This is a genomic window from Novosphingobium sp., assembly GCF_036820275.1.
Taxonomy (GTDB): domain Bacteria; phylum Pseudomonadota; class Alphaproteobacteria; order Sphingomonadales; family Sphingomonadaceae; genus Novosphingobium.
Genome location: NZ_DAISLT010000018.1, coordinates 31,571 through 57,097 on the forward strand (window position 1 = coordinate 31,571; position 25,527 = coordinate 57,097).

Annotated in this window: 20 protein-coding genes and 1 pseudogene; 16 read left to right on the top strand and 5 right to left on the bottom strand. The window is 62.1% G+C overall.

All coding sequences use genetic code 11. The features are described 5' to 3' along the window. Nucleotides 1–363 precede the first annotated feature (363 nt). On the top strand, nucleotides 364–1,062 hold the full coding sequence (locus V7066_RS15180) for a DUF7146 domain-containing protein (RefSeq protein ID WP_334183851.1): 699 nt from the start codon (nucleotides 364–366) through the stop codon (nucleotides 1,060–1,062). A 57-nt stretch (nucleotides 1,063–1,119) separates the two neighbouring features. On the opposite strand, the gene V7066_RS15185 is transcribed toward V7066_RS15180, so the two are convergent. Continuing rightward, nucleotides 1,120–1,395 (bottom strand): HU family DNA-binding protein, encoded by a 276-nt coding sequence (locus V7066_RS15185; RefSeq protein WP_010336351.1) that lies wholly within the window; start codon nucleotides 1,393–1,395, stop codon nucleotides 1,120–1,122. Nucleotides 1,396–1,548: 153 nt separating this feature from the next. On the opposite strand from V7066_RS15185, the gene V7066_RS15190 reads away from it, so the two are divergent. Then, nucleotides 1,549–3,579: a ParB/RepB/Spo0J family partition protein gene (locus V7066_RS15190; protein WP_279728004.1), complete on the top strand. Its 2,031-nt coding sequence runs from the start codon at nucleotides 1,549–1,551 to the stop codon at nucleotides 3,577–3,579. Nucleotides 3,580–3,621: 42 nt separating this feature from the next. Here the strand turns inward: V7066_RS15190 and V7066_RS15195 are convergent, their stop codons facing one another. Then, complete coding sequence (locus V7066_RS15195; protein ID WP_334183852.1) at nucleotides 3,622–3,870, bottom strand: SEC-C metal-binding domain-containing protein; 249 nt, start codon at nucleotides 3,868–3,870, stop codon at nucleotides 3,622–3,624. A gap of 158 nt (nucleotides 3,871–4,028) precedes the next feature. On the opposite strand from V7066_RS15195, the gene V7066_RS15200 reads away from it, so the two are divergent. From V7066_RS15200 to V7066_RS15215, 4 genes are all read left to right on the top strand, one after another. Continuing rightward, nucleotides 4,029–4,571: an RNA polymerase sigma factor gene (locus V7066_RS15200; RefSeq protein WP_334183906.1), complete on the top strand. Its 543-nt coding sequence runs from the start codon at nucleotides 4,029–4,031 to the stop codon at nucleotides 4,569–4,571. Next, nucleotides 4,543–5,505: a FecR family protein gene (locus tag V7066_RS15205; RefSeq protein WP_279728002.1), complete on the top strand. Its 963-nt coding sequence runs from the start codon at nucleotides 4,543–4,545 to the stop codon at nucleotides 5,503–5,505. Before V7066_RS15200 ends, V7066_RS15205 begins: the two co-directional genes overlap by 29 nt. A 96-nt stretch (nucleotides 5,506–5,601) precedes the next feature. Further along, nucleotides 5,602–8,193, top strand: coding sequence for a TonB-dependent receptor (locus tag V7066_RS15210; protein WP_279728001.1), 2,592 nt, complete (start codon nucleotides 5,602–5,604; stop codon nucleotides 8,191–8,193). Nucleotides 8,194–8,275: 82 nt separating this feature from the next. After that, entirely contained in the window at nucleotides 8,276–10,345 is a 2,070-nt protein-coding gene (locus tag V7066_RS15215) for an Atxe2 family lasso peptide isopeptidase (protein WP_279728000.1), read from the top strand. A gap of 378 nt (nucleotides 10,346–10,723) precedes the next feature. On the opposite strand, the gene V7066_RS15220 is transcribed toward V7066_RS15215, so the two are convergent. Beyond that, entirely contained in the window at nucleotides 10,724–11,389 is a 666-nt protein-coding gene (locus V7066_RS15220) for a UPF0149 family protein (RefSeq protein ID WP_334183853.1), read from the bottom strand. Between the two features lie 149 nt (nucleotides 11,390–11,538). Between V7066_RS15220 and V7066_RS15225 the strand changes: the two are divergent. Continuing rightward, nucleotides 11,539–15,800: pseudogene (locus V7066_RS15225) on the top strand (strawberry notch-like NTP hydrolase domain-containing protein). A 96-nt stretch (nucleotides 15,801–15,896) separates the two neighbouring features. Here V7066_RS15225 and V7066_RS15230 read toward each other — a convergent pair. Next, nucleotides 15,897–16,937 (bottom strand): MucR family transcriptional regulator, encoded by a 1,041-nt coding sequence (locus tag V7066_RS15230; RefSeq protein ID WP_330704101.1) that lies wholly within the window; start codon nucleotides 16,935–16,937, stop codon nucleotides 15,897–15,899. A gap of 102 nt (nucleotides 16,938–17,039) precedes the next feature. On the opposite strand from V7066_RS15230, the gene V7066_RS15235 reads away from it, so the two are divergent. From V7066_RS15235 to V7066_RS15255, 5 genes are all read left to right on the top strand, one after another. Then, a complete protein-coding gene (locus V7066_RS15235) occupies nucleotides 17,040–17,615 on the top strand; it encodes a hypothetical protein (RefSeq protein WP_334183854.1) in 576 nt (191 codons plus the stop codon). Next, the gene (locus V7066_RS15240; protein ID WP_334183855.1) at nucleotides 17,608–17,910 is read left to right on the top strand and encodes a hypothetical protein; all 303 of its coding nucleotides are present in this window, start codon (nucleotides 17,608–17,610) and stop codon (nucleotides 17,908–17,910) included. Before V7066_RS15235 ends, V7066_RS15240 begins: the two co-directional genes overlap by 8 nt. Further along, on the top strand, nucleotides 17,859–18,215 hold the full coding sequence (locus tag V7066_RS15245) for a hypothetical protein (protein WP_330704098.1): 357 nt from the start codon (nucleotides 17,859–17,861) through the stop codon (nucleotides 18,213–18,215). The genes V7066_RS15240 and V7066_RS15245 overlap by 52 nt, the downstream gene beginning before the upstream one ends. Nucleotides 18,216–18,313: 98 nt before the next feature. Next, nucleotides 18,314–19,012: a hypothetical protein gene (locus V7066_RS15250; RefSeq protein WP_334183856.1), complete on the top strand. Its 699-nt coding sequence runs from the start codon at nucleotides 18,314–18,316 to the stop codon at nucleotides 19,010–19,012. Nucleotides 19,013–19,075: 63 nt separating this feature from the next. Beyond that, nucleotides 19,076–19,654, top strand: coding sequence for an N-6 DNA methylase (locus V7066_RS15255; RefSeq protein WP_330704096.1), 579 nt, complete (start codon nucleotides 19,076–19,078; stop codon nucleotides 19,652–19,654). 185 nt (nucleotides 19,655–19,839) lie between these two features. Here the strand turns inward: V7066_RS15255 and V7066_RS15260 are convergent, their stop codons facing one another. After that, entirely contained in the window at nucleotides 19,840–21,606 is a 1,767-nt protein-coding gene (locus tag V7066_RS15260) for an ABC transporter ATP-binding protein (protein ID WP_334183857.1), read from the bottom strand. A 184-nt stretch (nucleotides 21,607–21,790) separates the two neighbouring features. On the opposite strand from V7066_RS15260, the gene V7066_RS15265 reads away from it, so the two are divergent. The 4 genes from V7066_RS15265 (at nucleotide 21,791) to V7066_RS15280 (ending at nucleotide 25,497) form a co-directional block, all read left to right on the top strand. Further along, nucleotides 21,791–22,987 carry a DUF932 domain-containing protein gene (locus V7066_RS15265; protein WP_334183858.1) on the top strand — a complete coding sequence of 399 codons (1,197 nt, stop codon included), beginning with the start codon at nucleotides 21,791–21,793 and terminating at the stop codon, nucleotides 22,985–22,987. Nucleotides 22,988–23,071: 84 nt separating this feature from the next. Then, nucleotides 23,072–23,287 carry a hypothetical protein gene (locus tag V7066_RS15270; protein ID WP_330704093.1) on the top strand — a complete coding sequence of 72 codons (216 nt, stop codon included), beginning with the start codon at nucleotides 23,072–23,074 and terminating at the stop codon, nucleotides 23,285–23,287. Next, entirely contained in the window at nucleotides 23,284–25,050 is a 1,767-nt protein-coding gene (locus tag V7066_RS15275; protein WP_334183859.1) for a PRTRC system ParB family protein, read from the top strand. The genes V7066_RS15270 and V7066_RS15275 overlap by 4 nt, the downstream gene beginning before the upstream one ends. Nucleotides 25,051–25,083: 33 nt before the next feature. Then, a complete protein-coding gene (locus V7066_RS15280; protein WP_330704092.1) occupies nucleotides 25,084–25,497 on the top strand; it encodes a PRTRC system protein E in 414 nt (137 codons plus the stop codon). Nucleotides 25,498–25,527 lie beyond the last annotated feature (30 nt).

Below are 25,527 nucleotides of genomic sequence, written 5' to 3' on the forward strand. Positions count from 1 at the left end.
GAAGCTTCCACTGGATGTCGCCCGTTGCCGATATCCGCATATCCCCCAGCTCAGTTCATCTGCTTACCCGTTCCCGGGAAACTCCGGCGGGATTACCGGGGCACGATCCATGCGTTCCTGATGTTCATGGTGTCGAGGTCATGCCGCGCGAGATATTCGCCGGCCAGGTGGGAAACGAGCATCATGGCCCCAGCACCTGACCTCGAGATCGAGGGTGAACGGCTGTGCCGACGGCTCGGCGGCAGATGGACGAATGGACAGGGACTCTGCCTGTGTCCCGCTCACGACGACCATCATCCGAGCCTCTCCATCCGCGTTGGGCGTCGCGCCCTGCTGTTCAAATGCTTTGCAGGCTGTGACACAATGGCTGTCCTCCACGCGATCCGTCGGCTGCATCTGCCTCTTCCCCGCCCGGCTCCCGACGTTCCGTTACCGCGCTCGATCCAGGCCGCACCGCGACCGGGTCCAGCCTTGCGCGTATGGGAGGCATCTGTTCCGCCCATCGGTACCCCCGCCGACACCTACCTGTCCGGGCGCCTGCTCCAGCCGCCGTGGCAAGACCTGCGCTTTAACGCGCGCACGCCGCACGGACATGGCCGCGACGTGGTGTTCCGCCCGGCGCTGATCGCCGCGGTGCGCGAGAGGCACCGGATCGTCGCTGTCCACCGGTCCTTCCTCGATCCAGTGTCATCCACTCTCGCGAACGACCTGACCGATCCTCGCATGATGCTGGGACGACCCGGTCGCGGCGCGGTCCAGCTGGCGCCCGCAAACGAGATTCTGGGTCTCGCCGAAGGGATCGAGACCGCGCTTGCTGCCATGCGGCTGCACCGGCTTCCGGTCTGGGCCACGCTGGGCGCTGAGCGCGCCGCGCATATCCTCCTGCCCGACAGTCTCGAACGGCTCGTACTCCTGTTCGACAGGGATGGGCCCGGGTGGTCCGCGCACCAGCGCGCTTTGGAAGCTTATGCCAGGCGGGACCTCGAGATCCGCAGCATCTGGCCGCCCGCCGGTCATAATGACTGGGCCGATGTGCTCGCCACCCGGCTGCGCGCGGCCTGACGAGATGCCTACGAGAGGAGGCTGCCCCGCGTCACGAGATACGGGGCAGCGAACCCATCAGCCGTTGAGGCGATCCTTCACCGCCTTGGCCGGGGCGAAGCTCAGCTTCTTCGATGCCTTGATCGCGATGGTCTCGCCGGTCGCCGGATTGCGGCCCTCGCGCGCCGGGGAATCCTTGATCTTGAACTTGCCGAAGCCGTTCAGCGAAATCTCCTCGCCCTTCGCGGCGGCATCGGTGATCAGATCGAAGACGCTGTCGACGGCCTGGCGTGCATCGGCTTTCGTGAGGCCGAGCGCCGCCGCCAGCGCTTCTGCGAGTTCGGAATTGTTCATGACGAGTCTCCTGGAAAATGGCGTAGCCCGTGTCCTTAGCCGCGCAGCACCCCATGGTCACGACCCAAAAAGGCGCGACCGGAAAGGAGAGGGGGAAGGGGGCAGCGCGCGCGGCCTGATTGTGCGGGCCGCCGCTCCTCCAGGAGTTATCCCATGATCAAACCAGCCCTTCTCATCCCCGCGAGCCATCTCGCCAAGTCGCCCATCAACGTGCGCAAGCGGACCGATCCGCGCGCTGATGCCGAGCTGGAAGCCAGTATCGCCGCGCACGGCCTCCTGCAGAACCTCGTTGGCGTGCCGGTGTCCCGAAAGAAGGGACATTACCGTGTCACCGCCGGGGGCCGGCGCCTCGACGCAATTCACCGCCTGATCGAGAAGGGCCGGCTGCGGCCCGACCATGAAGTGTCCGTCCTGGTCCTTTCCAATACGAAGGACGGTCGCGAGATCAGCCTCGTCGAGAACTTCGAAAGGCAGGCTCTTTCTCCTGCCGAAGATTGCCTCGCTTTCCGCGACCTTATCGAGGTGGAAAAGCTGAGCCCTGCGGATATCGCCCGGCGCTTCGGCATCGAGGAACGCTTCGTGCTGGGCCGCCTGCGCCTGGCTAATCTCGCCGATCCGATCTTCGCCGCGCTCGAGGGCGACGAGATCACGCTCGACGTCGCCAAGGCCTATGCCACGACCGCGGATACGGGCCGGCAGATGGCGGTGTGGGAATCGCTGCGGACCGGCTTTTCGCGCGATAACGTCAACGAGATCCGGCGGGCGCTCAAGACCTACAGCTACCGTGCCGATGATCCCAGGGCACTGCTGGTCGGTCGCGACGCCTATATCGCCGCCGGTGGGCGTGTCGAAGACCAGGATCTGTTTTCGACCGCTACCGATGAGCGCTGGATCGATACCCATATCCTCGACGACCTGGCCGCAGAGAAGCTCGCCGCGCAGGCCGAGGCGATCCGTCAGCGTGAAGGGCTGGCCGAAGTTCGCGTCGTTGCCGCCGAGCACGTTCCCTACATGGCGACCTTCGCGCTGCAACCGCTGAGCGGAACTGTCGAGCCTCTCACCGAGGACCAGGAAGCGCGTAAACAGGAGATCGAAGCGGAAATCGCGGGCATCGACCTTCGCGCGGGGGATGAAACCTATGAGCCCGAAGGCGATGAGGCGCAGCGCTATGCCGACCTCCAGGCTGAACTGGGTGCGATCACCGAACGTGCGCCCGTGCTCGACGCCGAACAGAAAGCCTCCGCGCTCGGCTATGTGGTGTTGAAACCCGATGGAACCCCGCAGATCCATCATCAGCTCTACCTCGCACCCACTGCCGACACGGGTGCCGACGAGAGCGATGACGAAGACGCCGAACCTGCCGACGGGCTCAGCGGCTCCGGTGCGGCGATCGATACCGCGCCCGCCATGAGCCAGCGCCTGCGGGAGATGCTGGCGATGATGAAGACCGAGCTCCTGGCCGTCCATGTCGCCAGCGACCCGGCATTCGCGCTCGATCTCGGTACCTTCCTCATGGTCGAGCGGGAATGCCGGCATATGCCCTGCATCCTGCCGAGCGATCTATATGCCGCGCCGGCGCCGCAGCTTCTTGCCGATTTCAAGCCCGAGACCGCGGCGGCGGCAGAATGGCGCAGGCTGGAAGAGGCGCTCGATCGCAGTTGGACCGGCTACTCAGGGCTTGAGGAGCGTTACGATGCCTTCTGCGCGCTTGGCGATGAAGCGCGGGCGGCCTGGCTCGGATGGGCGATTGCGCGCACGCTCCATGCCGTTCCCGATGGCCGCGAGGGCACCGACTTCCTCAACCATCTCGGTCGCAAGCTCGGCATCGATGTGGCTGCCTGGTGGCGCCCCACCGCACTGACCTTCTTCGACAAGCTGACCAGGCCCGGCATCCTGGCTCTCTTCGAGGAGATCGGCGGCAAGGAATTGCGCGTACGCTATTCGGGTTCGAAGAAGCACGACCTTGCCGCATCGGCCGAGCGGCTGTTTGGCGGCGACGTGGTCATCGAGCCCGAAATTCAGGAACGGGCGCTCGCCTGGCTGCCCGAGCAGATGCGATTTGGTCCCGCCGAAGGGGAAGCCGATGCCGATGATGAAGTGGCGAATGCCGATGCGGACATGCCCGTCCGGTCGGTCGACGCATCCGATAACACAACAGACGAAACTCTGCCGCGCGCCGCGTGAAGATCGCAGGGACCGGGCTTGTCCCGGTCCCGCCTTGTCCCCTCAGTTCAGGCCACAGCACTTCTTGTACTTGCGCCCCGATCCACAGGGGCAGGGGTCGTTTCGACCAATCTTCTGGCGTTTGATGCTGGACGGCCGATGCGGATCATTCTCCAGCCGCCGCCGATGCAGCATCTCCACCCAAATCGGGATCAGGTCGGCCCTCCGGTATCCCAGCGATCCTCCTCGGCGCGTGTGAGCTTCCGCGTCCTGTCGGCAAAGGCGCGCAATGTCCGGATGCCCTCGATCCATACCGAAGGGCCGCTGAGCTACTCAAAAATATCTTAAGCGCTCGATCGGAAATAGAGCCGTCGACCGTCTTCTGAGATGATGGCAAACAGGATCAAGTATATGGATCCGCTGACGTGACGCGCAACAGGCGCGAGATTGTCGCCTGGGTGGGAAGCCATGTGGTTCCCCACGAGGCGGATCTGCGCGCCCGGCTCAGGCGGATGGCTGTGCCGGAAGACGAGGTCGGGGACATAGTTCAGGATGCCTATGTGAAGATCGCCCGGCTCGACGATGTCTCGCACATTCGCAGCGGCCGGGCCTATTTCTTCTCGACCGCGCGATCCGTGCTGCTCGATCGTATCCGGCATGACCGGATCGTGCGGATCGACAGTCTTACTGAAGCCGATATGCTGGCATTGGCCGACGACGATCCGGGCCCGGAACGGCGGGCCAGCGCGCGTCAGGAACTGGAGCGGGTCCGGCAGCTGATCGCGGAACTGCCGGAACGGTGCCGCGTGATCTTCGAAATGCGCCGAATCGAAGGCGTGCCGCAGCGTGAGATCGCCGAAAGGCTCTGCGTTCCGGAACATACGGTAGAGGCACAGGCGATACGCGGCCTCAAACTGATACTCAAAGCAATCGCGGGAGAAAGCATGGAAGCGATGCCTTCCCGGCGAGGGAGCAGGAAAGAAAGTGAACGTGACGAGCAGCGCAATGAATGATGACGACGCCGCGCGCTGGGCGGTCCGGCTTGGCGAAGGGGCGCTGACCTCTACGGAGGAGCAGGCCCTCGACGATTGGCTGCATGCCGACGAGCGGCGGCAAGGCGCATTGCTGCGCGCCGAGGCCGCGCTGGCGTATCTGGATCGCGGCCGCGCCATGGCGGATACGTTTGTGGAAGCACCCAAAGACGATGATTCACCGGTCTGGACGCGCCGCCGTTTTCTGATCGGCGGAAGCACGCTTGCCGGACTGACCGCAGCCAGCGTCACCGGCTTCATCCTCACGCGACCTGCGCCGATCGAGATCAGGACCGCATTGGGAGAAATCCGGCGTGTGCCACTGCCGGACGGATCGGTGGCGTCGGTCAACACCGCCAGCGACGTGGCGGTGGTCATGGTGGACAAACGCCGCGATGTCCGACTGAACGACGGTGAAGCCTGGTTCCAAGTGGCGCATGACAAGAACCGCCCCTTCGTGGTCGAAGCCGGCACAGTCCGGGTGAAGGCAGTCGGCACGGCTTTCTCCGTACGCCGCCGCGATGATGGCGCCGACGTGCTCGTGACCGAAGGCTTGGTAGAAGTCTGGGTGGAGGGTCATGAGAACCAACGCACCCAAATTGCCGCCGGATCGAAAAGCTTCGTAGCTGCCGATGCCAAGCCGATCGAGGTTGCATCGGCCGGTAACATGATCGACCGGGCCTTGTCTTGGCGCACCGGGGAACTGGCGCTTAACGGCGAGAGCCTGGATTATGCGGTCGCTGAACTCAATCGTTATAACGCGCGCAAAATCGTAATCGATACCCCGGCTTTGGGTCGGGAATCGCTAGTCGGCTACTTTCGCGTCGACCAACCCGAAGGGTTTGGCCAAGCCATCGAAGCGACGATGGCGGCAAAAATGTCAATCCAGGACAATATCATCCACCTCTCCCGGTGAATCGTGAACTTTTTTCGATGGCCACCATCGGAAAGACGCTGCCCGACCGTCCTATTTTCATCGGGCCGCAGTCCATGCGGACGGGGGAGATAACGAATGCGGGGAAAATTCGGACCATCGGTACAGCAGCTTCTCTGGGCGAGCACTGCGGCGCTCACTTTTGCGGTGAATCTCAATCCTGCGCTGGCCCAGACGCGGACATTCAACGTGCCGGCACAGCCAGCGTCACGCGGCATTCCCATGTTCGCCAAACAAGCAGGCATCCAAGTCGTCGCCAGCGGAAGCAGCCTTCGTGGGAGACGCACCCGCCTGGTACGTGGCAGCTACACGGTTGCGGAAGCTCTTCGCCTTCTTCTTGAAGGATCGGGGTTAGTAGCCTCGTCCACGGGATCGACCAGCATAATCACGATCCGGGCAGATACATCTGCAGCCGATGGACAGACCGTGCGGCCGGCAGCCGATAGCGAAAGCGCCGATATCGTCGTGACCGGATCGCGAATCGTAGGCGGAGCTTCCGCTTCTCCAACTATTAATCTTGATGCCAAGCAAATGCGGCTTGCCGGGCAGGCTGAGCTTGGCGAAGTACTACGTTCGTTGCCGCAGAATTTTGCCGGGGGGCAGAACCCCGGTGTCATGAGTGGCACTACCGGCAGTGGCAACGGCAATGTGAGCTCTGGCTCTTCTCCCAATCTTCGAGGACTGGGAGGCGATGCAACGCTCACGTTGATGAACGGCCATCGGCTTTCGTACGGTGCAAGGGTACAAGCCGTAGACGTCAGTACCATTCCTCTTGCCGCTGTTGACCACGTCGATATCGTCGCGGACGGAGCTTCAGCCATCTATGGTTCGGATGCCGTAGGCGGTGTGGTGAATGTCGTACTGAAGCGTAATTTCGATGGAGCAACCCTGGTAGCAAGACTAGGCGCAGCAACATCGGGGGGCGATGTTCAGCAGCAATACAGTGCCGTGATAGGAAAGACATGGCAAACGGGCGGAGTAATGGCTGCTGTCAGCCATGACTATAATTCCGCAATATACAGCCATGATCGCAGCTTCACGCAGTATATGCCGCAGGGGACCACCCTGTATCCCGAAATAAAGCAAACAAATGCAATCATATCCAGCCATCAGTCAATTGGATCGTTTGCCGATATTTCAATCGACGCCACCTACAGCCGCAGAACGTCGTTTCAACAGGAGGAATTGGTTTACGGAGATATTTACCAGAACTCTCCAGAAACCGAGTCCTACTCGATATCCCCGTCGCTTAAAATCAAAATAGCACCCGACTGGCATTTTAGCTTAGGGGGAACCTATGGGCGGAGCGACACAAAGTTCGACCAAATAGGACTGTACGAGGGCACGCAGACGAGCCGCATCCGTGGCTGCTATTGTAACGAGTTGGCCAATATCGAGGGCTTTGTATCGGGGCGAATACCGGGAATTATCGCTAATCCTATCGGCATCGTTGTGGGTGGAGGTTATCGCAACAATCATTATACCTCCACGCGGTACTCCGCATCGAGAGCCGACTCCGCTGGGTCGGTCAAAAGCTATTATGCGTTTTCTGAGCTGTCGTTGCCATTCGTTGAGCCCGGTCAAGGCGGCCTTCTCCTTCATAGTCTTTCAGCAAACGCCGCCGTGCGATACGAACGGTATCCGGGCATTGCCAATGTCGCCGTGCCGAAGTTTGGCGTCGTATATGGAGTTTCCCCATCCATCGACATAAAGACGTCATGGGGAAAGTCATTCAAGGCCCCGCTCTTGAATGATCTTCGGGCTGCAACTTACGCCCAGTTGTACACTGCCGATACATTTGGAGGAGAGCGCTTTCCCGTCGGATCGACAATGCTCATAGAGTCTGGCGGCAACGCGGACCTAAAGCCGGAGAAAGCCACTTCCTGGTCTGCTTCCATCGCAGTGCATCCAGAGTGGATCAAGGGCTTCAACCTTCAGGTCAGCTACTTCAACGTGCAGTATAAGGACCGCGTCGTGCAGCCAGTAGCAGGTACGGCTGTCTATCAGGCGCTGTCTAACCCGGATTACGAGCAATATGTCACCTATGACCCCAGTCAGACGCTGGTTGATCAAACAATCGCCAATGCAGACCTATTCTATAATTATACGACGCCCGATGGTCCGAATAATGTCGTCGCGATCCTTAATAATCGCTACGTGAATGCTGCAAAACAGAAAATCGATGGCATCGACCTGACTGCCGATTATCGGATCGATATTGGCACTCAGTCAGCAATGCTGCTGAACGCCAATGGAGCCTGGCTCTGGTCGAAACAGAAATTGACCAGCGAAAGCACAGCGCTGGATATGGCGGGCATTATCTTTAATCCTCCAAGATTCAAGGCGCGCGGAAGCATCGGATGGACCGACGGCAATTTCACATCGATGCTTTATGTCAATCACATCAGCAGCCTGAAGGATACGCGGTCCACGACGGTCGCCAAGATTTCCTCACAAACGACATTTGACGGATCGATCAGATATGAGCTTCCCACCCCCGCAGGACCATTCCACGGCGTAAGCGCTCTTCTCAGCGTGCAGAACATATTTAATCAGCGCCCGCCCTATGCGGCGCCGACGAGCGGCTACCTCGACTATGTGAACTACGATTCGACCAATTTCTCGGCCATTGGTCGCTTCATAAGCCTGACGCTCTCGAAGGACTGGTAACGAACAAGTCCGGCAGGTCGCTCACTCTCCCGAAAGTTTCATCATGACACGGTCTCGTTTCGCAGCCCACGCGAGTTGCGTCTTGGCGCTCGCATCATGCGCCCACATTTCCCAAGCCAAGGCCCAGGTAACGCCTTGTACGCTGCCAAGACCAGCCACAGCCGAAGCTTCGGAACATCGCGCCATCAATTCGGATGATCTCCTTCGTCTGCGGGATTTTGGCGAGTTGGGGGTAGCAATCACTTCCGAACCTTTTGAACTATCCTCCGACGGAAAATGGATCGCCTTGCAAATTCGCCAAGCTGATTCAACGACGAACGACTATTGCACGGCCATTGTGCTTGCACCTGCGAGGCGGGGCGAATCTCCTACTGTCATCGATGACGGCGGAAAGATCGTTGCGGCTTACAGCACCGCATATGGAGCAGCCGAGGTTCCCAAAGGCATACCCAAGAATATTCTGATAAGATGGTCGCCTGATAGCACCCATCTCGCCTACACGAAAAACTTTCTGGACCGCTCAGAAATCTGGCGATTTGACCTAGCAGATCGGTCAGCGCATCGCTTGGCTACGTCTGATGTCGATATTGAAGAGCTGGCCTGGGAGCTGGATGGCTCAACAATTCTCTATTCGTCTCGTCCAGATAGAACAGCCGCCCGTAAAGCCATCGAGGCTGAGGGTCGCGACGGATATCACTACGATAGTCGCTTCCGACCGCTATACAGCGACCGCCCTTTGATTTCGGCGAATGTTCCTCTTGTTCACAAAGCGATCAGATCAGCGGACGGAACGGAAGTTGCGCCGCCGAAGGAAAGTGTCCAGTTGCTGCGGCCTTGGTCTACCTGGCCAGAGGGAGCTGTCGCCTATGCGGTCTTCGCGTCGGGCGACAGCGTCGCCTGGTCTGCCTCGTCTGGTCAGATCTTCGGCGAGAAGCCAACACTGGCGCTTCGTGTGGATGGTCAAATAGTGCCATGTTCACAGGCGAAATGTTCGAACGTTCAAGGACTCTGGTGGTCAAAGGATGGGCAAACGCTTTACTTCGAGCGCCGAGCCGGTGTGGCGGACGGGCGGACGGAGTTCTACGCCTGGATGCCCCGACGCGGAAGCCCGCGGTTATTGCTTGCCACGGCAGACTCGATCTTTGGATGCAAATTAGCCGATAGCGACCTTCTTTGCGCGGAAGAGACTGCCACCAAGCCGCGCACCCTGGTCGCCATCTCGACGCGAAATGGGGCTCGACACCGCATCTTCGACCCCAATCCGGATTTCGAGAGATTCTCGCTGGGTACAGTCCGCAGGCTGGAGTGGTCGAATGATTTTGGGATTTCCACCTTTGGCGATCTCGTCCTTCCGCCGGGATATCAAGGGGATCGGCGCCTCCCACTGGTAATCGTCCAATATGATTCGAAGGGCTTCCTACGTGGTGGGACTGGTGATGAGTATCCGATTCAGGCTCTGGCTGCGCGTGGTTTCGCCGTGTTGAGTTTCAACAGACCTCCATGGTTCGCCTACACCATGGCGCCACGTAGCGAGGATGAATTCAACCAATTCAACCTACGCAACTTTGCCGACAGACGGAGTAACCTCTCTTCCCTCGAGAGAATAATCCATCAGCTCGACGTGGAGAAAATCATCGATCCAACGAAGGTCGCCATTACGGGTCTCAGCGACGGCGCAGTGACCGCTACATTTGCTCTCTCGCATTCCACCCTGTTTTCGGCTGCGATCCTCAGTACATGTTGCGAAGGGCCTTTTGCGCTCGAAATCGCCGGATCTGCACTGGACGACTATTATGTACAGGCGGGGTATCCAGCCACGAACGCCAACGGCGCGGCCTTCTGGCGCTCCGGATCCCTCGCCAATGCTCTGAATCCCAAGATTCTCCCGATTCTCATCCAGGCGTCCGCTGCGGAATATCGGATGGCGTTGGGTACCTATCGAGAGTTGCGTCATCGTGGATGGCCGGTCGACATGTTTGTCTACCCTGACGAGGGACATATAAAAATCGAGCCCGGGCATCGGCTGGCGGTTTATCGACGAAACATCCAATGGCTGGACTTTTGGCTAAATGGAAAAGAGGATGATTATCCGACAGATGTACGCCAATATCAGGTCTGGCATAATCTGAAAGAAAATAGAATAATCCAGTAGACCCATAACACAATTCACCATCTGTCCTTTTACGAAGAACTCCGCAAAAATTGCCGAAAGGAGCAGGGTACTTTTGAAATAATGGCGAAGGTTAGGCGGGAAATCCGACCTCGAAAATTTTCGATGATCTGACCAAAAAAAGCACTTTCAGGTCGACCGGCGGAATTGAGATTTGGTGCGCAATAGGTTGGTCATTACCGGCAAGCACATGATGATTCCGGAGACCTATGTAAGGCTAAACGTTCCATTGTTACTTGTCCTGGAGAACATATTCCATCCCGGTCGGCCGACGAATCCGATAACGCGACAGTCAAAAATCTGCCGCGCGCCGCGTGAAGATCGCAGGGGCCGGGCCTCTCCCGGTCCCGCCTTGGCCTCTCAGTTCAGGCCACAGCACTTCTTGTACTTGCGCCCCGATCCGCAGGGGCAGGGGTCGTTTCGGCCAATCTTCTGGCGTTTGATGCTGGAAGGCCGGTGCGGATCATTTTCAAGCCGCCACTGATGGAGCATCTCCACCCAGATGGGGATCAGGTCGGGCGCCTCGGTATCCCAGCGATCCTCCTCGGCGCGCGTGAGCTTCTGCGTCCCGTCGGCAAAGGCGCGCAATGTCCGGACGCCCTCGATCGCCGCCCTGCATCCGGTGTCATCGTCGGCCAGAACCCGTAGCCACCCGGCAGGCGAGATGTCCATCGCCTGCCCGAACCCCTCGATCCACATCTCCCACAGCGTCTCGTCGGTCCGGGTGTCGATTTCCAGCACCGGCTCGAATGTGCCGGGCTGTGCCAGCGATGCAAGGATCTCATGGTAGCGATGCATCACCAGATCGATGAAATGCTGCATGCCGCCGGCATCGGCGAACGTGGGAATGCCCTCGCCGTCGTCTCCCGCCCAGACCGTCTTAAGCCATTGGCTGGGCACGATCAGGTCCGGGCTGACGATGACGCCGGTGAGGAAGCCGTCGAGCTGGGTGAGCAGCATGCAGTCGTCGCCCTGTGCGAGCAGCAGCTGATTGAGCTCATCGAGATAGTCGAACGAGAAAGCCATTTCCCTTCCTAGCTCGCCTTCGCCCGCTCGTCATCGCCGGGAACGTCCCCGCAATTCCTGTCATCCGCGCCAGGGCCAGTCCCCGAGGAACGGAGGGAGGGGGAAGGGAGCGATGATTGATTCCGTTATCTGCCCAGGTGTCCAAGCATATGTCCCAACTCGCCTTCGCCACCATGGATGCACCAGCATCCTTGCATTCCGTCGCCATCTCGATCGCCCAGCACATGCGCCGCGGCGCGCAGATTACACGACAGGCCCTCAAGCGCTTCATGCTGGAGGCGTTCGGGGCCAACGACGCCCATGGCGCCTGGGCCATGCGTGATGCCTACGATGCACTCGAAGCCGCGCAGGTGATGCTGCTCCAGGATGCCGACTGCCCGCTCCTGCAGGGAGCTCCATGGCAGATATTCGCGGCGCTGCGGGCGTTCGAGCACGCGCTCCCCACCCAGACCTATCGTTCGGAGCGACAGATTGAATTCCAGCAGTTCAGCACGCCGCTGAGCCTCGCCTGGCTCGCAGGCCTTGCCGGGCAGATCCGGCAGGATGACCTCGTGCTCGAGCCGTCCGCGGGCACAGGGATGCTCGCGGTCCATGCATGGCGAGCGCGCGCGGGCCTGCAGCTCAATGAATTAGATCCGAAACGGGCCGACCTGCTCGGCCGGATCTTCGATCGAACCGTTACTCGCCATGACGGCGAACATATCGACGATCTGCTCGCGGGCGCTCCAAGCCCGACGCTGGTGCTGATCAATCCACCCTTCAGTCGCAGTGCCGGGCGCGGTGTCGACCGCCACGCCGGCGCCCGCCATTTGCGCGCCGCGCTGGCCCGCCTCGCTCCGGGCGGCCGCTGCGTGGCGATCATGCCGCCGAACTTCGCGGCGGATGGCACCGCCTCGCTCGGCTACACTGCCGTTGCCGAGATGGCGCCGCCGCGCGCCGAGATCACCATCCGCGGTAACCCCTACGCCAAGCATGGCACCGGTATCGATGTACGCCTCCTCATTACGACAAGGGATGGACGGGAGAACCCCAGCGCCATGTCGCGGACACGATTGAGGCTGCTCTCGATATCGTGCTGGCTCTTCCCTCCCGGCTTGATCCTTTCGATCCACCCCCGGCGCCCGCACCATTGGCCAGGCCCTGTCCCGCACCCGAACCCAAGCCACCGCCGACTGCTGCCCTGATAACGCGGCCTTCACGGAAAATAGCACCGCCAGTCCGCATTCCCCCGAGCGAACCACCCGAACCGGTATCGTACAGGGTGCGCGAGACACCGCTCGCACCGGGACAGGCGATCGGTATCTATTCCCTGTGGCAACCCGCTCGGCTTGTGATCGACGACGCCTGCGCGCATCCGGACGAACTCGTCGAATCCATCGCGATGGCGTCCGTCTCGCTTCCGGCGCCTCGCTACCACCCCCGTCTCCAGAAGCGTGCCTTCAAGGCGCTCTCCGACGCGCAGCTCGAGACCATCATCCATGCAGGCGAAGCGCACGAACGCGATCTTCCCGGGCGCTTCTCGGCCAATCTGGCTGGTGATCGCCTGCTCGAGGACGAGGAGGGCTGCACCTACCGGACCGGCTTCTTCGTTGCCGATGGAACCGGCGTGGGGAAAGGGCGCGAGGCAGCAGGCATCATTCTCGATCAATGGAACCGCGGCAATCGCCGCGCGATCTGGATTTCACTGGCCGATCTCATCGAGGACGCGCGCCGTGACTGGACAGCGCTTGGCGGCCTTGCCATCGATATCCAGCCGGTCGCGAACTTTGCGCTGGGCACGCCGATCACGATGGAAAGCGGCATCGTCTTCCTGACCTACGCTGCGCTGCGCTCGAGCCGTCATGATACGGCATCGCGCCTGCAGCAGCTGCTGGACTGGACCGGCAAGGATTTCTCCGGGGTGATCGTCTTCGACGAATCTCACGCCATGGCCCATGCCGCCGGGACCGAGACGGATTTCGGGAAGGCGCAAGGCTCGGAACAGGGGCTCGCCGGCGTCCGCCTGCAAAATGCGCTGCCGCGTGCCCGCATCCTCTACATGTCGGCGACCGGCGCGGCCCGGCCCGAAAACCTCGCCTATGCCGTTCGTCTCGGGCTATGGGGAGCCGGTACGGCCTTCGCCACGCGCGACATGTTTATGAAGGCCATGGAAGAGGGCGGCATCGCGGCGCTCGAAGTCGTGTGCCGCGATCTCAAGGCGATGGGTCCCTACACCGCGCGCGCCTTGAGCTTCGCCGGCGTCGAGTATGAACCGCTGGAACATGCGCTCACGCCGGACCAGATTTCGGTTTATAATGCCTACGCGGACAGTTGGGGGATCATCCATCGAGGCCTGCGAGACGTGCTCGCCGAGATCGGCGTAGTCGACCGCATTTCCGGCAAGACCCAGAACGGCCAGGCGCGCGGGTCAGCGCTCAGTTCCTTCGAGAGCGCCAGGTTGCGATTCTTCTCAAGCCTTCTGGTGAGCATGAAGATTCCCACGCTGATCGCGGCCATCGAGCAGGAACTGGCGGCAGATAATGCCGTGCTGGTGCAGTTGGCGAGCACGGGCGAAGCCATCATGGACCGGCGATTGTCCGAACTCTCACCGGAGGAACGGGCGATGATGGATGTCCAGGTCTCTCCCAAGGAGACCCTCGTCGATTATCTGAAAAATGCCTTCCCGGTGCGCCAGATGCGGGTCTTTCGCGCCCATGACGGCACGGTTCGCTCGGAACCGATGAGTGACGCTCAAGGTAATCCCGTACTATGCAGGCAGGCGATTGCCGCCCGCGACGAACTGATCGAGGACTTGTGCGCTCTGCCTGCCATTCCGACCGCGCTCGACGCACTGATCGCACATTTTGGTACAGAGCGTGTCGCTGAGATCACCGGCCGTTCCCGGCGCATCGTCACCGACAGTACGGGCCGTCAGAAAATCGAGAGGCGCGGCGCCCGCGCCAATGTCCTCGAGGTCCAGGCGTTTCAGAACGGCATCAAATCCATCGCCGCTTTTTCTCTCGCGGGCGGTACCGGCCGGTCCATGCATTCGGACCGGAACTGCCCGACCGCGCATTGCCGCCGGACACATTTTCTCCTCGAACTGGGATTTCGCATCCTTTCGGCAGTACAGGGCTTCGGTCGCAGCCACCGCACCAACCAGGTGACGCCTCCGGTCTATCGCCCGCTCACGACCGATTGCCGCGGCGAGCGCCGGTTTCTCAGCACGATCATCCGGGGCCTCGAAGCGCTCGGCGCGCTGACCCGGGGCCAGCGTCAGGCCGGATCGCAGAATCTTTTCGATCCATCCGACAGTCTGGAATCCGAGTTCGCGCGCGATGCGCTCGTCCGGTGGTTCCATCTTCTATATGAGGGCAAGCTGCGCAGTGTGACGCTCGCCGATTTCCAGGAGATCACCGGACTGGAACTGTGCGACGAGGGCGGGGAACTGAAGGAGCGCCTGCCGCCGATCCACCGCTGGCTCAATCGCATCCTCGCCCTGCGCATCGCCACGCAGAACCGCATCTTCGAAGAATTCCTGGGACTGGTCGAGGATCGCGTCGAAGCGGCGCGGGCCGCCGGAACGCTTGATCTGGGGATCGAGACGATCCGCGCCGAACGTGTGCATGTTCTGTCCGACCAACTCCTGCGCGCCGACCCAGTGACCGGCGCGGAAACGAGGCTGTTACGGCTCGAACTTCATCGAAGACCGCCGGTCACCAGTTGGGCCGCGTTGCAGTACGAGTTGCACGGTTCGGGCGAGGTGCGGTGGCCGCACAATACGCGCTCGGGTCGGGTGGCGCTCTATGTGCCGACATGGCCGGGGCAGGACGAGGACGGCCACTGGATCGAACGCTGTTATCTCATACGCCCTGGTGGCCGGGCGCGAATGGACGTCGCGGCGTTTGCCGGCAGCCACTGGGAGGAGATCGGGCGTGACAGCTTCCAGGCGCTCTGGGACGCGGAAGCCCGCGATGCTGGGGAAAAGCTTGTGGTCGAAACGATCACGCTGGCGACGGGCCTGCTCCTGCCTGTGTGGAACAGGCTTCCCGCCGATGACGTACGCGCGTGGCGGATCGACGATGGCACCGGCATGTCCATTCTCGGGCGTATCATCCATCCCGGCGCCATCGGACGGCTTGAACAGGCATTCGGGCTTGCCGGCGGCGTAATTCTCGGGCCTGACGAGATCATGGCCGGCGCACGCATGGCCGGCGGCGTAGCGATCCCGGGCCTGGTCCCAGCCAGGCTGGTTCGGGTCCAGGTCAACGATAGTCCTCGCTTCGAGATTCGCGATTACCGGCCGGAAGATCGCACCTGGCTCAAGTCGTGCGGGGCATTCTCGGAGGTCTTGAGCTTCAGGACCAGGTTGTTCCTGCCACCCGATCGCGCATGCGCCATATTGACGAGGATCATTGAGGATCGGAGTTGATCCACCGCTGCCAAACCAGGCTATGCCGCTCCATTCCCTCTACATTGCAGAAGGAAGGGGGTGAAGCGCGACGGAATCGCACTTCACCCCTTCTAATCATTCCGCGGATGCCGGTGTATCAACCTGCGCTGCATCTTTCTTCACGGCATTCGTACGCTTGCTGGGAGTCTTGGCTTCCGGCGATGCGGCGGACTTAGCGCCAGTGACGATCCCGAGCTTCTTCTTCCTGGGGACAGGCGCGGACGATTCCGTTTTCGCCGCCTCAGGAGTCAGGGTTTCCGGAGTGGTCGACGGGGTGGCAGCTTCCTTGGCAGCGGCGGGCTTCTTCGCACCGATGGACGTTTTCGGGGATGCCTTCTTCGCCGCCGGTTTCTTTGCGACAGACTTTGTAGCTGCACCCTTCCCCTTTCGGGGCGCAGGTGCGGCCGCAGCCGAGACAGCCGGTGAAGCCAATGCCATGGGTGTGGCCTCCGACGTCTCGACGGCGATCACGGGAGCCTCGCTGGCGGGTTTGGGGTTAGCCGCCGTTGCACGCGTACGCTTGGGCTTTTCCGGCGCCGGAGCCGATGTGGATTCCGGCGTTTGCTCCAAGGCAATCGCGGCAACCTCATCGGCGGGCGTCACTGTATTGGCTTTTCTGCTCGTGCGTTGCGGCTTCCGCTCCTTCACCGGGGCGGGCGTCGGAGTGGCTTCCTGTACGGCCTGTTCGGTGACGGGCGCTTCCGTCTGTGCCGTTTCGCTCGCCTTTCTTCCGAGGCCCAGCTTAGCAGCGACGGCACGGCGGTGCTCGGAATAGGCGGGAGCCACCATGGGATAGTCCCGCGGGAGCTTGTAGCGCTCGCGATACTCGGCCGGGGTCAGCCCGTTGGTCGCCAGATGCCGCTTGAGCGTCTTGTACGGCTTGCCGTCGAGCATGCTGATGATGTGCTCGCGAGAACCCAGGCTCTTGCGCACCGATACGGCAGGAACATGCTCCACCGGCGCGGGCGTTTCTGCTTCGCCCTTTCCTTCGAGCGCGCCGCGTGTCGCTTCGATGATCCCGGCGATGTCACCGGCCGGCACCTGGTTGTTCGAGAAATAGGCGCTCAGTAACTGCACCGTCATTGCAGTGAGATCGGGCTGCTCGGTATCGGCCACGCAAAAACTCCAGGCTAAGGGAAGGCAATAGGGAAGTTGTCTCTTGCCGAAAAAGAATTGCCGAAGAGCTAAGCCTGTTCCCGCGTCTCATGCAAGTCGTCAGTGAAACAAGCCCGTCAGCCCGCAGAAAGGGAAGGGGGAGGAGTAGAGCAGAAGACCAGCTCGAGGTCTCGCTATTCCATGAGGTGCAACATGGCGAACTGCGTATCCGCGCACATCCTGATCGGCGGCAGACTCGCCCGATCCCGATATCCCGAACTGATCGAGGCGATCAAAGCCGATAATCCGGCTGTCGATTGGGACGGCACGCCGTTCGATCCCGACGATATCCCGGTCGGTAAGCCGCTCGCGCTCATGGATCATGATGTCGCCAACGGCTGTTTCGAAGAGATCGAGGGAATCTGTCACCGGCACGGTCTCCATTATGTTCGCTGGTCTGGCGCTTCTCCCGGAAGCTTCCCGTCGGTTCGCATCGTTTACACGGGTAACGGCGAGCCACAGCCGGTCCTGACCACCGAGGAAGACGAGCAGGTCTTCTCCATCGAGCGCATCCGGAAACTGGGAAGCATCGAAACAATCGAAGCGGACTACCAGCGCGCACGCAGGAATCCGCCTCCCCTGGTTATCGTGGACGACCAGCCCGCCGATGTCGTCATCTTGGAGATCACCCATGGCTGATCACTATGTTCAGGGCTCGGTCGCCTTCACCTGTACGGCGCAGGAAGCCGCACTGATCGAAGAGGCGTGGCAGCATGCCGCTGACCTCGACAACGACCTGGCGCCGGGCGACCCGAGCGCCGAGTTCCTCGCGGCTTTCCCGCCGGTCGAACTGGGCAACCTTTTTAATGGCCTGCTCGCGATCTTCGATGATCCGCGGTTTCCCCGGTTCGGTGCCGAGCTTCAGGTCACTGGAGCCGATCAGTGTCGATCTATGGCGACAGCGATTTTCAACCCGACGCCATCGCCGCGTTGATCCAGCGCTGCTGTCGGCAGACGCTGAGCGAAGCGCCGATCGGCTTTACGTGGAGCTATGGCTCCTCGCGTCCCCGGCCCGAGGATACGGGCGGCGGATGGTGCGCCATCTTTGCCGACCGGATCGAATTCGGCGAGACTGCCGAGGGACTGTCGAAGGCGCTGCAGCCCGCTGCCGACCCCTGGAGCGATCACCCGGTCCATCCCGTGTCCGACTGGAAAACCGAAGTTGCCAATGACGAGATCCGTCTCGGCTATCTCGACTGGATCGCCATACGGCAAAGCTCGGCCGGTGCGGCACCTTAAACTCGATCGCCTCGTCAGTCGCATGACCTGAAGCGACCGGCAGCGAGGACGCCGCCGCGTCCCGTCGCGCCATTTTTCAGCAAAACAAAAATAGACCAATGACCGACGTCACCGCGCCGGACGTGCCCGCGCGCCTATATAGCCAGACCGACTACGATGAACGTGGCAATTTCCAGTACCAGGGCGATCTGTACCGCTCGGGCGAGGATCTCCCTTCCCTTGCGTCACGAATCGGTCGGCATCTCGCCGAACAGTTCACCCTCACGCGCATCGCGATCAGCACGAGCAAATTTGCGGGCGGACGCAAGGTCACCGCCGAAATCCTCGATACGGCTTCCGACCTTACCGAACGCGATAGGCAGAACGCGTTCATCATCGAAGTGCGCGACCAGATGGAGCGGTTCGGTTTCACGTGCGCCAATGCGCTGCAGGGATTTCACAGTTGCTCTTTCTTCTGCGAAGCGCGGATCGGGCGGGCCTATTGGGCGGCGCTCGCGAAGAGGCGCGGTCCCAGGAATCCGGTCGAAGCACTGGTGTCACTCGCCGCGTTCAAGAAGCGGGTGAAGCCGGGCGACACGCTGAAACTCATCGATGCGCCGGCGGGCCACCGATCGCTGGGAACGACCCGCATGATCACCAAGGTACGATCGGGTGACCTGATCCTGGAAGGCAGGAGCCATCTCGATTTCCCGCGCGCCGCTGCCTTCGCCTGCGACGGCAAGCTGGTGCGCATTTCCATCGGCTCTGATCACGACCCGGATGCCCATCTGCTGTATGAATGGCGAGCAGCGGACTGAACGATGGTCGCCTCATCGTTTGCTGCGGACGAGTCCGCAGCCCATGCCCCGCATCTCAAGGCCATGCGGAAGCTCCTCGAGCGCTGCCAGCCGCGCCACGATATCTACACCGTGTTCGGGCACTGCATGGAGGCGATGGCGATCGCGATCGCCAACAGCGTCGACCTGTGCGAGCGTGCGCGGCGCGAAGCCCGTTACCTCGACATTATCGGGCGCTACGGCACCGACGGCGTCGAAAGTTTCCCACGGGTCATGGCCGAACTCGCCCTCGCGCTGGAAGCGGGGATGGGCGATGTGCTCGGCGCGCTGTTCCATGATCTCGAACTGCACAACAAGGCGAAGGGCCAGTTCTTCACGCCCTATTCGCTCAGCAGAGCGATGGCGGACATGCTGATCGGCGATACCGCTACCCTTCGGGAAACCATAGAAAGTCGCGGGCATCTTACCGCCATGGAGCCGGCATGCGGTTCCGGCAGCATGGTCATCGCGCTTGCCGACGCCCTGCGGGCCCAGGGCATCAATTACCAGCGCCACCTCCATGTGACCGCGATCGACATCGATCCCCGCGCCGTCCATATGGCCTATGCGCAATTGTCGCTGCTGCACGTTCCCGCGCGTCTGATCGTCGGCAATGCCCGGTGAAATCCGCGAACAGTGGTTCACACCGGCCCACATCCTTGGCGGCTGGACGGCCCGGCTGGCGTCAACGCCCCAGGACAAGACCGCGATCGAAACGATCCCTCCTGTTGTGGCTGCCAAATCGTCCTGCTCGTATAAGGAGACCGCCACGGCCGACTACAACAGGCCTCCGACGCTACCGCGTCAGCTCACTTCTGATCCGCCTGTTGATCATCGGGGCATATTGCGGAGCGTTCATCCCACCACAATTTCCGGTACGTTCGGTGATAATCGATAAGATCCCGATGCGTGCCGCAGCCTGCCAGGCGTCCGCCCTCCATGAACAGGACCTGGTCTGCGGCCTGCGCCGTCGCCAACCGATGCGTGATCATGATGAGCGTGGTCGCCCCGCCGGCTCTGCTCCGCAATTTCGCGATCGCGTTCGCTTCACTGCGCGGATCGAGAGCGGAGGTGCTTTCATCGAGGATGAGAACCGGCACGTTCACGCCTGCCAGCCGCGCGAGTTCGAGCTTCTGGATCTGTCCTCCCGACAGCCGCTCGCCCTGTTCTCCCAGTTCCATCTCGAAGTCGATCGACCTGCCGGGTTCGTGAAACCGCCAAAGGTGCAGCAATTCCTCGACATCGCCGATCGCCTGGTTCGCCGGGGGATAAAGGATGTTCTCGCGCAGCGACCGGTTGAACAGACCGATGAACTGCGGCGCATAGAGGATATGGCGATGCCGATCCGCCCAGGGGATCGTCGCGATATCTATCCCGCCCACCGCGATCCTGCCGGAAGAGGGGGTAAGCACGCCTGCGAGAAGCTGGGCGAGCGTGGACTTGCCCGAACCGTTGGGACCGACGATCGCGACGAAAGAACCAGCCGGCACATGCACAGATATCCCGGCTACGCCGGGCATGCTCGCGCCATAGCGGAAGCTCACATTCTCGGCGACAAGATCTGACGACGCTGTAAGACCAGGGGACAGGGCGCTGTTCTCTGCATCGATGGTCGCAAAGTTCAGGACGTCGCGAATATTGGCGATCGCCACTCCAGCCTGCGCGAGGATGTAGCCTAGCGAACTGAGCGGCACGGTCAGCCGGAAGGCGTATGTCTGGAGCAGGACGAAATCGCCCGCACTCATGCGCCCCTGGCCGACATCGAGAGCGGCGAGCAGCAGCAGCGCCACGAGACCGAGCCCGACCACGCAGAATTGCAGCGCGGCCATGAGCGTGAGCGAACGATACATGCCGGCGGCCGCGTGCCGTTTCGAACTGAGCGCATCGCCGGCATGCCGCAGTTCACGCTCGAGCGCGCCGTTCAGCACCACGCGGCGGGCGTTGCGCACGATATCGCCGATGGTGCGCGAGACATGCGATGCCGCCGCATTCGTCGCCTCGGCGTGAACGCGGTGACGCCTGGCGCCGAGCCAGGTCGCGCCGAGGAAACCCAGCAGCGTAAGCGCCAGGATCAGGACATAGCGCGGCCGGATTAGGCCCGCGATCACCACGAGACTGGCGAGGGCCTGGAGGATCACCGGCCCGAGCCGCCAGATCAGCCCCTCGACGACCAGCGTCAGGCTATAGGGCAGGCGCTCCAGCATGCCGGGAACGCGGCCGCTGCGGCTGTCGCGCGCCGCGGTGATCTCGGGCAGGGCCGCAGCGAGCGCGCGGATGGTGTAATGCCGCGCCAGCGCATCGACCATTTTCGCGGTGCACGACAGCCTCGCGCTCTCGAGGATCGATGCACCCGCCCAGCATCCCACGAACAGCATCACGGTGACGAACAGATACAGGAGCGATTCCGAGGGACCTGCCAGCATGTCGATCAGGAGCTTGAGGGCGTAGGGTCCGGCAACGCCCATCGCGATCACGAGGGCTTCGAGGGTGAAGGCCTCGAGCAGGCTTCGCCTTGCGCCGAGGCGCGCCGACAGCATCAGCTGCGTAAGCCGCGCCAATATAGCAAATGTCGTCACTGCACAGACCTCCTGGCGATCGATGAGCCAGAAGGAGGATTTGGAACGCGGCCGCTATCCTAGCGCCAAATCAGCTTCTTTGGAATGCGTGATCCCATGATCCGGAAAGGGGGGAAGGGGGTGCGGGAAGGTGACGGGAGATGTGGATCGTCCCGTTACCCTCAAGCTCAAGGAGATGGTTCCCATGGCGAGCATGGCCCGCATGACCGACACGCCCCCCGTGTCCGCTCCCTATCGCATCGACGTCTCGCGCGGCGGCCGCAGTGGTCGCGTGTCCTCGGAATGGTTCTCCCGGCCCGACGACGAGAAATTCCTCTCGCTCTCCAGTCTTTACGACAGCGTGCGAGCCCGCGCCGATCGCTCGACCACCCGGACCGTCGAAAGCCGCGCGATCCGGGTCGAGGCGAGAAGCGATGATCCCGAACGGCTCACGCTGATCGCCCCTGGCGACGAGCGTCCGCTCACACCTACCAACTGGTCCTTCGGCCAGGTCGCGAGCCTCGTCGGCGCCCCGGCCTCCTATCTGCGCCAGCTGCCCGCGGCGCTCGCCGGTATCAATCTCCAGCACGGTCTGGTCACTCACAGAGGCGAACAGGTCAAAATATTGCAGACCGACGATGGCCGAACAGAACTGCGTGCCGCGACCGGAAGCCAGTATGGCAGGGTGTACGACTGGGAACTGATACAGGCCATCATGGCGTTCGCCGGGGACGGCGTTGGCGATACACGATGGAAAGTCCCTGGAACTATTGATTGGGGAAGCATGAGTTATAACCCCTATGTCGATATCACCAAGGAGACGACCACGCTCTACGCATCGGACAGGGATGTCTTCGTGTTTCTCGTCGACGACACCCATCCGATCGAGGCCGGTAAACTGCCGAATGGTGATCCCGACCTCTATTTTCGCGGGTTCTACGCTTGGAATTCCGAAGTCGGCTCCAAAACGCTCGGCATCGCGACATTCTATCTACGCGGCGTGTGCGCGAACAGGTGCCTGTGGGGCGTGGAGAATTTCGAGGAAGTGAACATCCGCCACTCGAAGTTCGCCGGCGCCCGCTTCGCGCACCAGGCCGCCCCGGCGCTCGAGCACTTCGCGAACTCCTCCCCGCAGCGTTTCATCACCGGCATCAACGCCGCGCGCGAACGTATCGTCGCGCGCAAGGACGAGGACCGCGACGCCTTCCTGCGGCGGCGCGGCTTCTCGAAAACCGAGACGACGAAGATCATCCAGACGGTCCTCGCCGAGGAAGGGCACCCGCCCACGAGCGTCTATGATTTCGTGCAGGGCATCACCGCGGTTGCCCGCACCAGGCCGCATCAGGACAGCCGCCTCGAGCTCGAGGGCAAGGCCCGAAAGCTGCTCGAACAGGCGCTCTGAGGCGCACTTCCCGATCCGAATTTTCCCTCCATCGCCCGCTCCGGTCTTCGACCGGGGCGGCTATGCTCATGAAAGGATGAGGCCATGCGCGCCCAGTCCGATATTTACCTTTCCGATTTCACCGTGGACGTCGCCTTCTTCAGCGACGGCGAGCATTATGCCACCCAGAGCTACACAGTCACCGCCTCGACCTGGTTCAGCGCCCGCCAGCAGGCGCTGCAGATGTCGGTAAGCAGCGTCTATGACGACCCGCGCATTCCCGGGCTCAGCCGCACCGCCACCCTGCGGCCCGGCTCATGACCCGCGCACGTACCCGACGCCTCGGCACGGGAATCTCCGCGCTGATCGCCGCGTCGTCCCCGCCCGCCACCACGCTGCCGCTCGCCAGCATCAGCGCCGGGTATAATCCGCGCCGCTATTTCGACAGCCGAAAGCATGACGAGCTCGTGGCATCGCTGCGGCTGCGCGGAATGCTCCAGCCGATACTGGTTCGTCCCGCCACGGAGACGGGTGAGGGCTATCTCATTGTTGCCGGGGGGCGTCGTTACCGTGCGGCGCTGGAAGCCTTCGGGCCCGAGGGCGAAGTCCCCGTCATCATCCGCGAGATGACCGACCAGGAGGCCCTCGAGGCAGCGATCGACGAGAACGACGTGCGCGACGATGCCTCGGAATCCGAACAGGCCGATGCGGCGGTCCGCGTGCTTGCCGCCTGCCAGGACGATCGCGGCGAGGCTGCTCGCCGGCTCGGGTGGTCCAAAACCAAGCTCGATCGCCGTCTCGCGCTCGCTGGCCTCTGCGAGCCGGTCAAGCACGCGCTCGACGAGCGCCGGATCAAGCTGGGTCATGCCGAACTGCTCGCCGCCGTTCCCGCCGACAAGCAGGAGAAAGCGCTGGAGACGATCCTCACCTCCGGTCTCGACGTCGGGAAGACCCGCGACCTGCTGATGCGGGTCACCCAGGATCTCGCCCATGCCTGCTTCGATAAGAGCGAGTGCCTGGCCTGCCCGTTCAACTCCGCGGCGCAGCGCGCCCTGTTCGAGACGCATATCGAGGACGGGCATTGCACCAATGCCGGGTGTTTCGAGCTCAAGACCCAGACCGCCGAAATGATCCGCTTCGAACAGGAGGAATGCGCTGAAAAGGCCGCACGGACTGCGAAGGTTTCCGCTGACGACGATACCTGTGGTGATGAGGCCGAGGACGAGATCGACGCTATCGAAGGTCCGGATATCGAAGCCGATGCCGATGCTGCTGACGCTGCCGATGGTGATGACGACGACCACAGCGAGATTAGCGGTGCGCCCTCCCTCCATCTCCAGGATGAGCAGGCCGCGTCTTCTGCGAATGATGCCGAGAAACCGACAGCGCCGATCGCCGCGAGCGATACTGGCGCCAGGAAGCCGGACACGCCGAAGTCTTCCGTCACTGCCCGGTCGATCGCCATCCGGACCAGGGAACTGCGCGAGGCGACCTGGCGCATCGCGCTCGCCCGCGCGCTCGCCGCTAATCCGGCCCATGCCCAGGCCACGATCCTGGTCGCCGCGATGTCAGGCACGCTCCCGCAGATCAAGGCGGAGACATTGCGCGGGCGGGCCGGGCTGCTGGTTGGTACGTCCTTCCCCGATCTCGATTTCAGCGAGAAGATCGCGGTGGTCCAGGCGCTACCGGAACCACAGGCTGCGACAGTGCTGTCCGCCATCGGCGCGGCCTATGCGAAGGATGTCACCAGTTTCGATCATGTCGCCGATCTGGCGCGGGTCTTCGCCGTCGACCTGCGCGACGCCTGGCAGGTCGATAAGGCCTTCCTCGAACGCTACTCGAAGGAGGAACTCAGGTTCGTTGCCCGCGAATGCGGGATGATCGCACACATCGGCGAGAAGGCGTTCGCGAAACTGCTCGGCCAGAAGAAGACCGATCTCATCACCGGCATGCTCCATGCACTCGGTTTCGAGTGGGCAGGGCGTCTGCCGAGCGCCATGACCCTCGACGGCGCATATGGGCCCCCGCCTGCGCGCCCAGTTGCACCGGCGAACGAGGCTCCGATTACGGACCTCGCCGCCTGAACGCTCCCTCGCTCTTCCAGAAGGATTTCTCCCATGCTGATAACCAGCCTGCTCCCGCTGCTCGCCCGCTATTCGCTCGGCTGCGATCTTGTCGCCGGGCCCGAGGGCATGGTCACGCTCACCATCATCCCGCGCATGATCGAAGGCGGCGGCCACAAGCCCGAAGCCGGTGAACTCCGGCCGATCTCGCTCACTGCGAGCGCCGCCGAGATCGATGCCGAACTTGCGCGGGGCGAGGACGGCGCGCTCGGCCAGCTCATCGCGGGTCGCAAGGCGCTCGCCGACCAGCTGGAAGAGCAGCGCCAGGCTATCGAAGCCGCCCGCGCTGCCGCGGCCGCGAAGACCAGAGCTGCGACATCGACGCCGAAACCGGCGACCGCCGACACCCAGCCTCCCGGCAATCCGCCGTCCGACGCCAAGCCCGAAGAGCCGGCCAGCCTTTGGTGATGCACGGCGCGGAAACCTCGCCCCATCGCT

Excerpts from the sequence above, each read along its gene's own strand:
- V7066_RS15255 (WP_330704096.1), top strand. The coding sequence starts at position 19,076 with ATGCGGAAGCTCCTCGAGCGCTGCCAGCCGCGCCACGATATCTACACC.
- V7066_RS15265 (WP_334183858.1), top strand. The coding sequence starts at position 21,791 with ATGGCGAGCATGGCCCGCATGACCGACACGCCCCCCGTGTCCGCTCCC.
- V7066_RS15180 (WP_334183851.1), top strand. The coding sequence starts at position 364 with ATGGCTGTCCTCCACGCGATCCGTCGGCTGCATCTGCCTCTTCCCCGC.
- V7066_RS15210 (WP_279728001.1), top strand. The coding sequence starts at position 5,602 with ATGCGGGGAAAATTCGGACCATCGGTACAGCAGCTTCTCTGGGCGAGC.
- V7066_RS15185 (WP_010336351.1), bottom strand. The coding sequence starts at position 1,395 with ATGAACAATTCCGAACTCGCAGAAGCGCTGGCGGCGGCGCTCGGCCTC.
- V7066_RS15280 (WP_330704092.1), top strand. The coding sequence starts at position 25,084 with ATGCTGATAACCAGCCTGCTCCCGCTGCTCGCCCGCTATTCGCTCGGC.
- V7066_RS15270 (WP_330704093.1), top strand. The coding sequence starts at position 23,072 with ATGCGCGCCCAGTCCGATATTTACCTTTCCGATTTCACCGTGGACGTC.
- V7066_RS15190 (WP_279728004.1), top strand. The coding sequence starts at position 1,549 with ATGATCAAACCAGCCCTTCTCATCCCCGCGAGCCATCTCGCCAAGTCG.
- V7066_RS15250 (WP_334183856.1), top strand. The coding sequence starts at position 18,314 with ATGACCGACGTCACCGCGCCGGACGTGCCCGCGCGCCTATATAGCCAG.
- V7066_RS15220 (WP_334183853.1), bottom strand. The coding sequence starts at position 11,389 with ATGGCTTTCTCGTTCGACTATCTCGATGAGCTCAATCAGCTGCTGCTC.
- V7066_RS15275 (WP_334183859.1), top strand. The coding sequence starts at position 23,284 with ATGACCCGCGCACGTACCCGACGCCTCGGCACGGGAATCTCCGCGCTG.
- V7066_RS15195 (WP_334183852.1), bottom strand. The coding sequence starts at position 3,870 with ATGGATCGAGGGCATCCGGACATTGCGCGCCTTTGCCGACAGGACGCG.
- V7066_RS15240 (WP_334183855.1), top strand. The coding sequence starts at position 17,608 with ATGGCTGATCACTATGTTCAGGGCTCGGTCGCCTTCACCTGTACGGCG.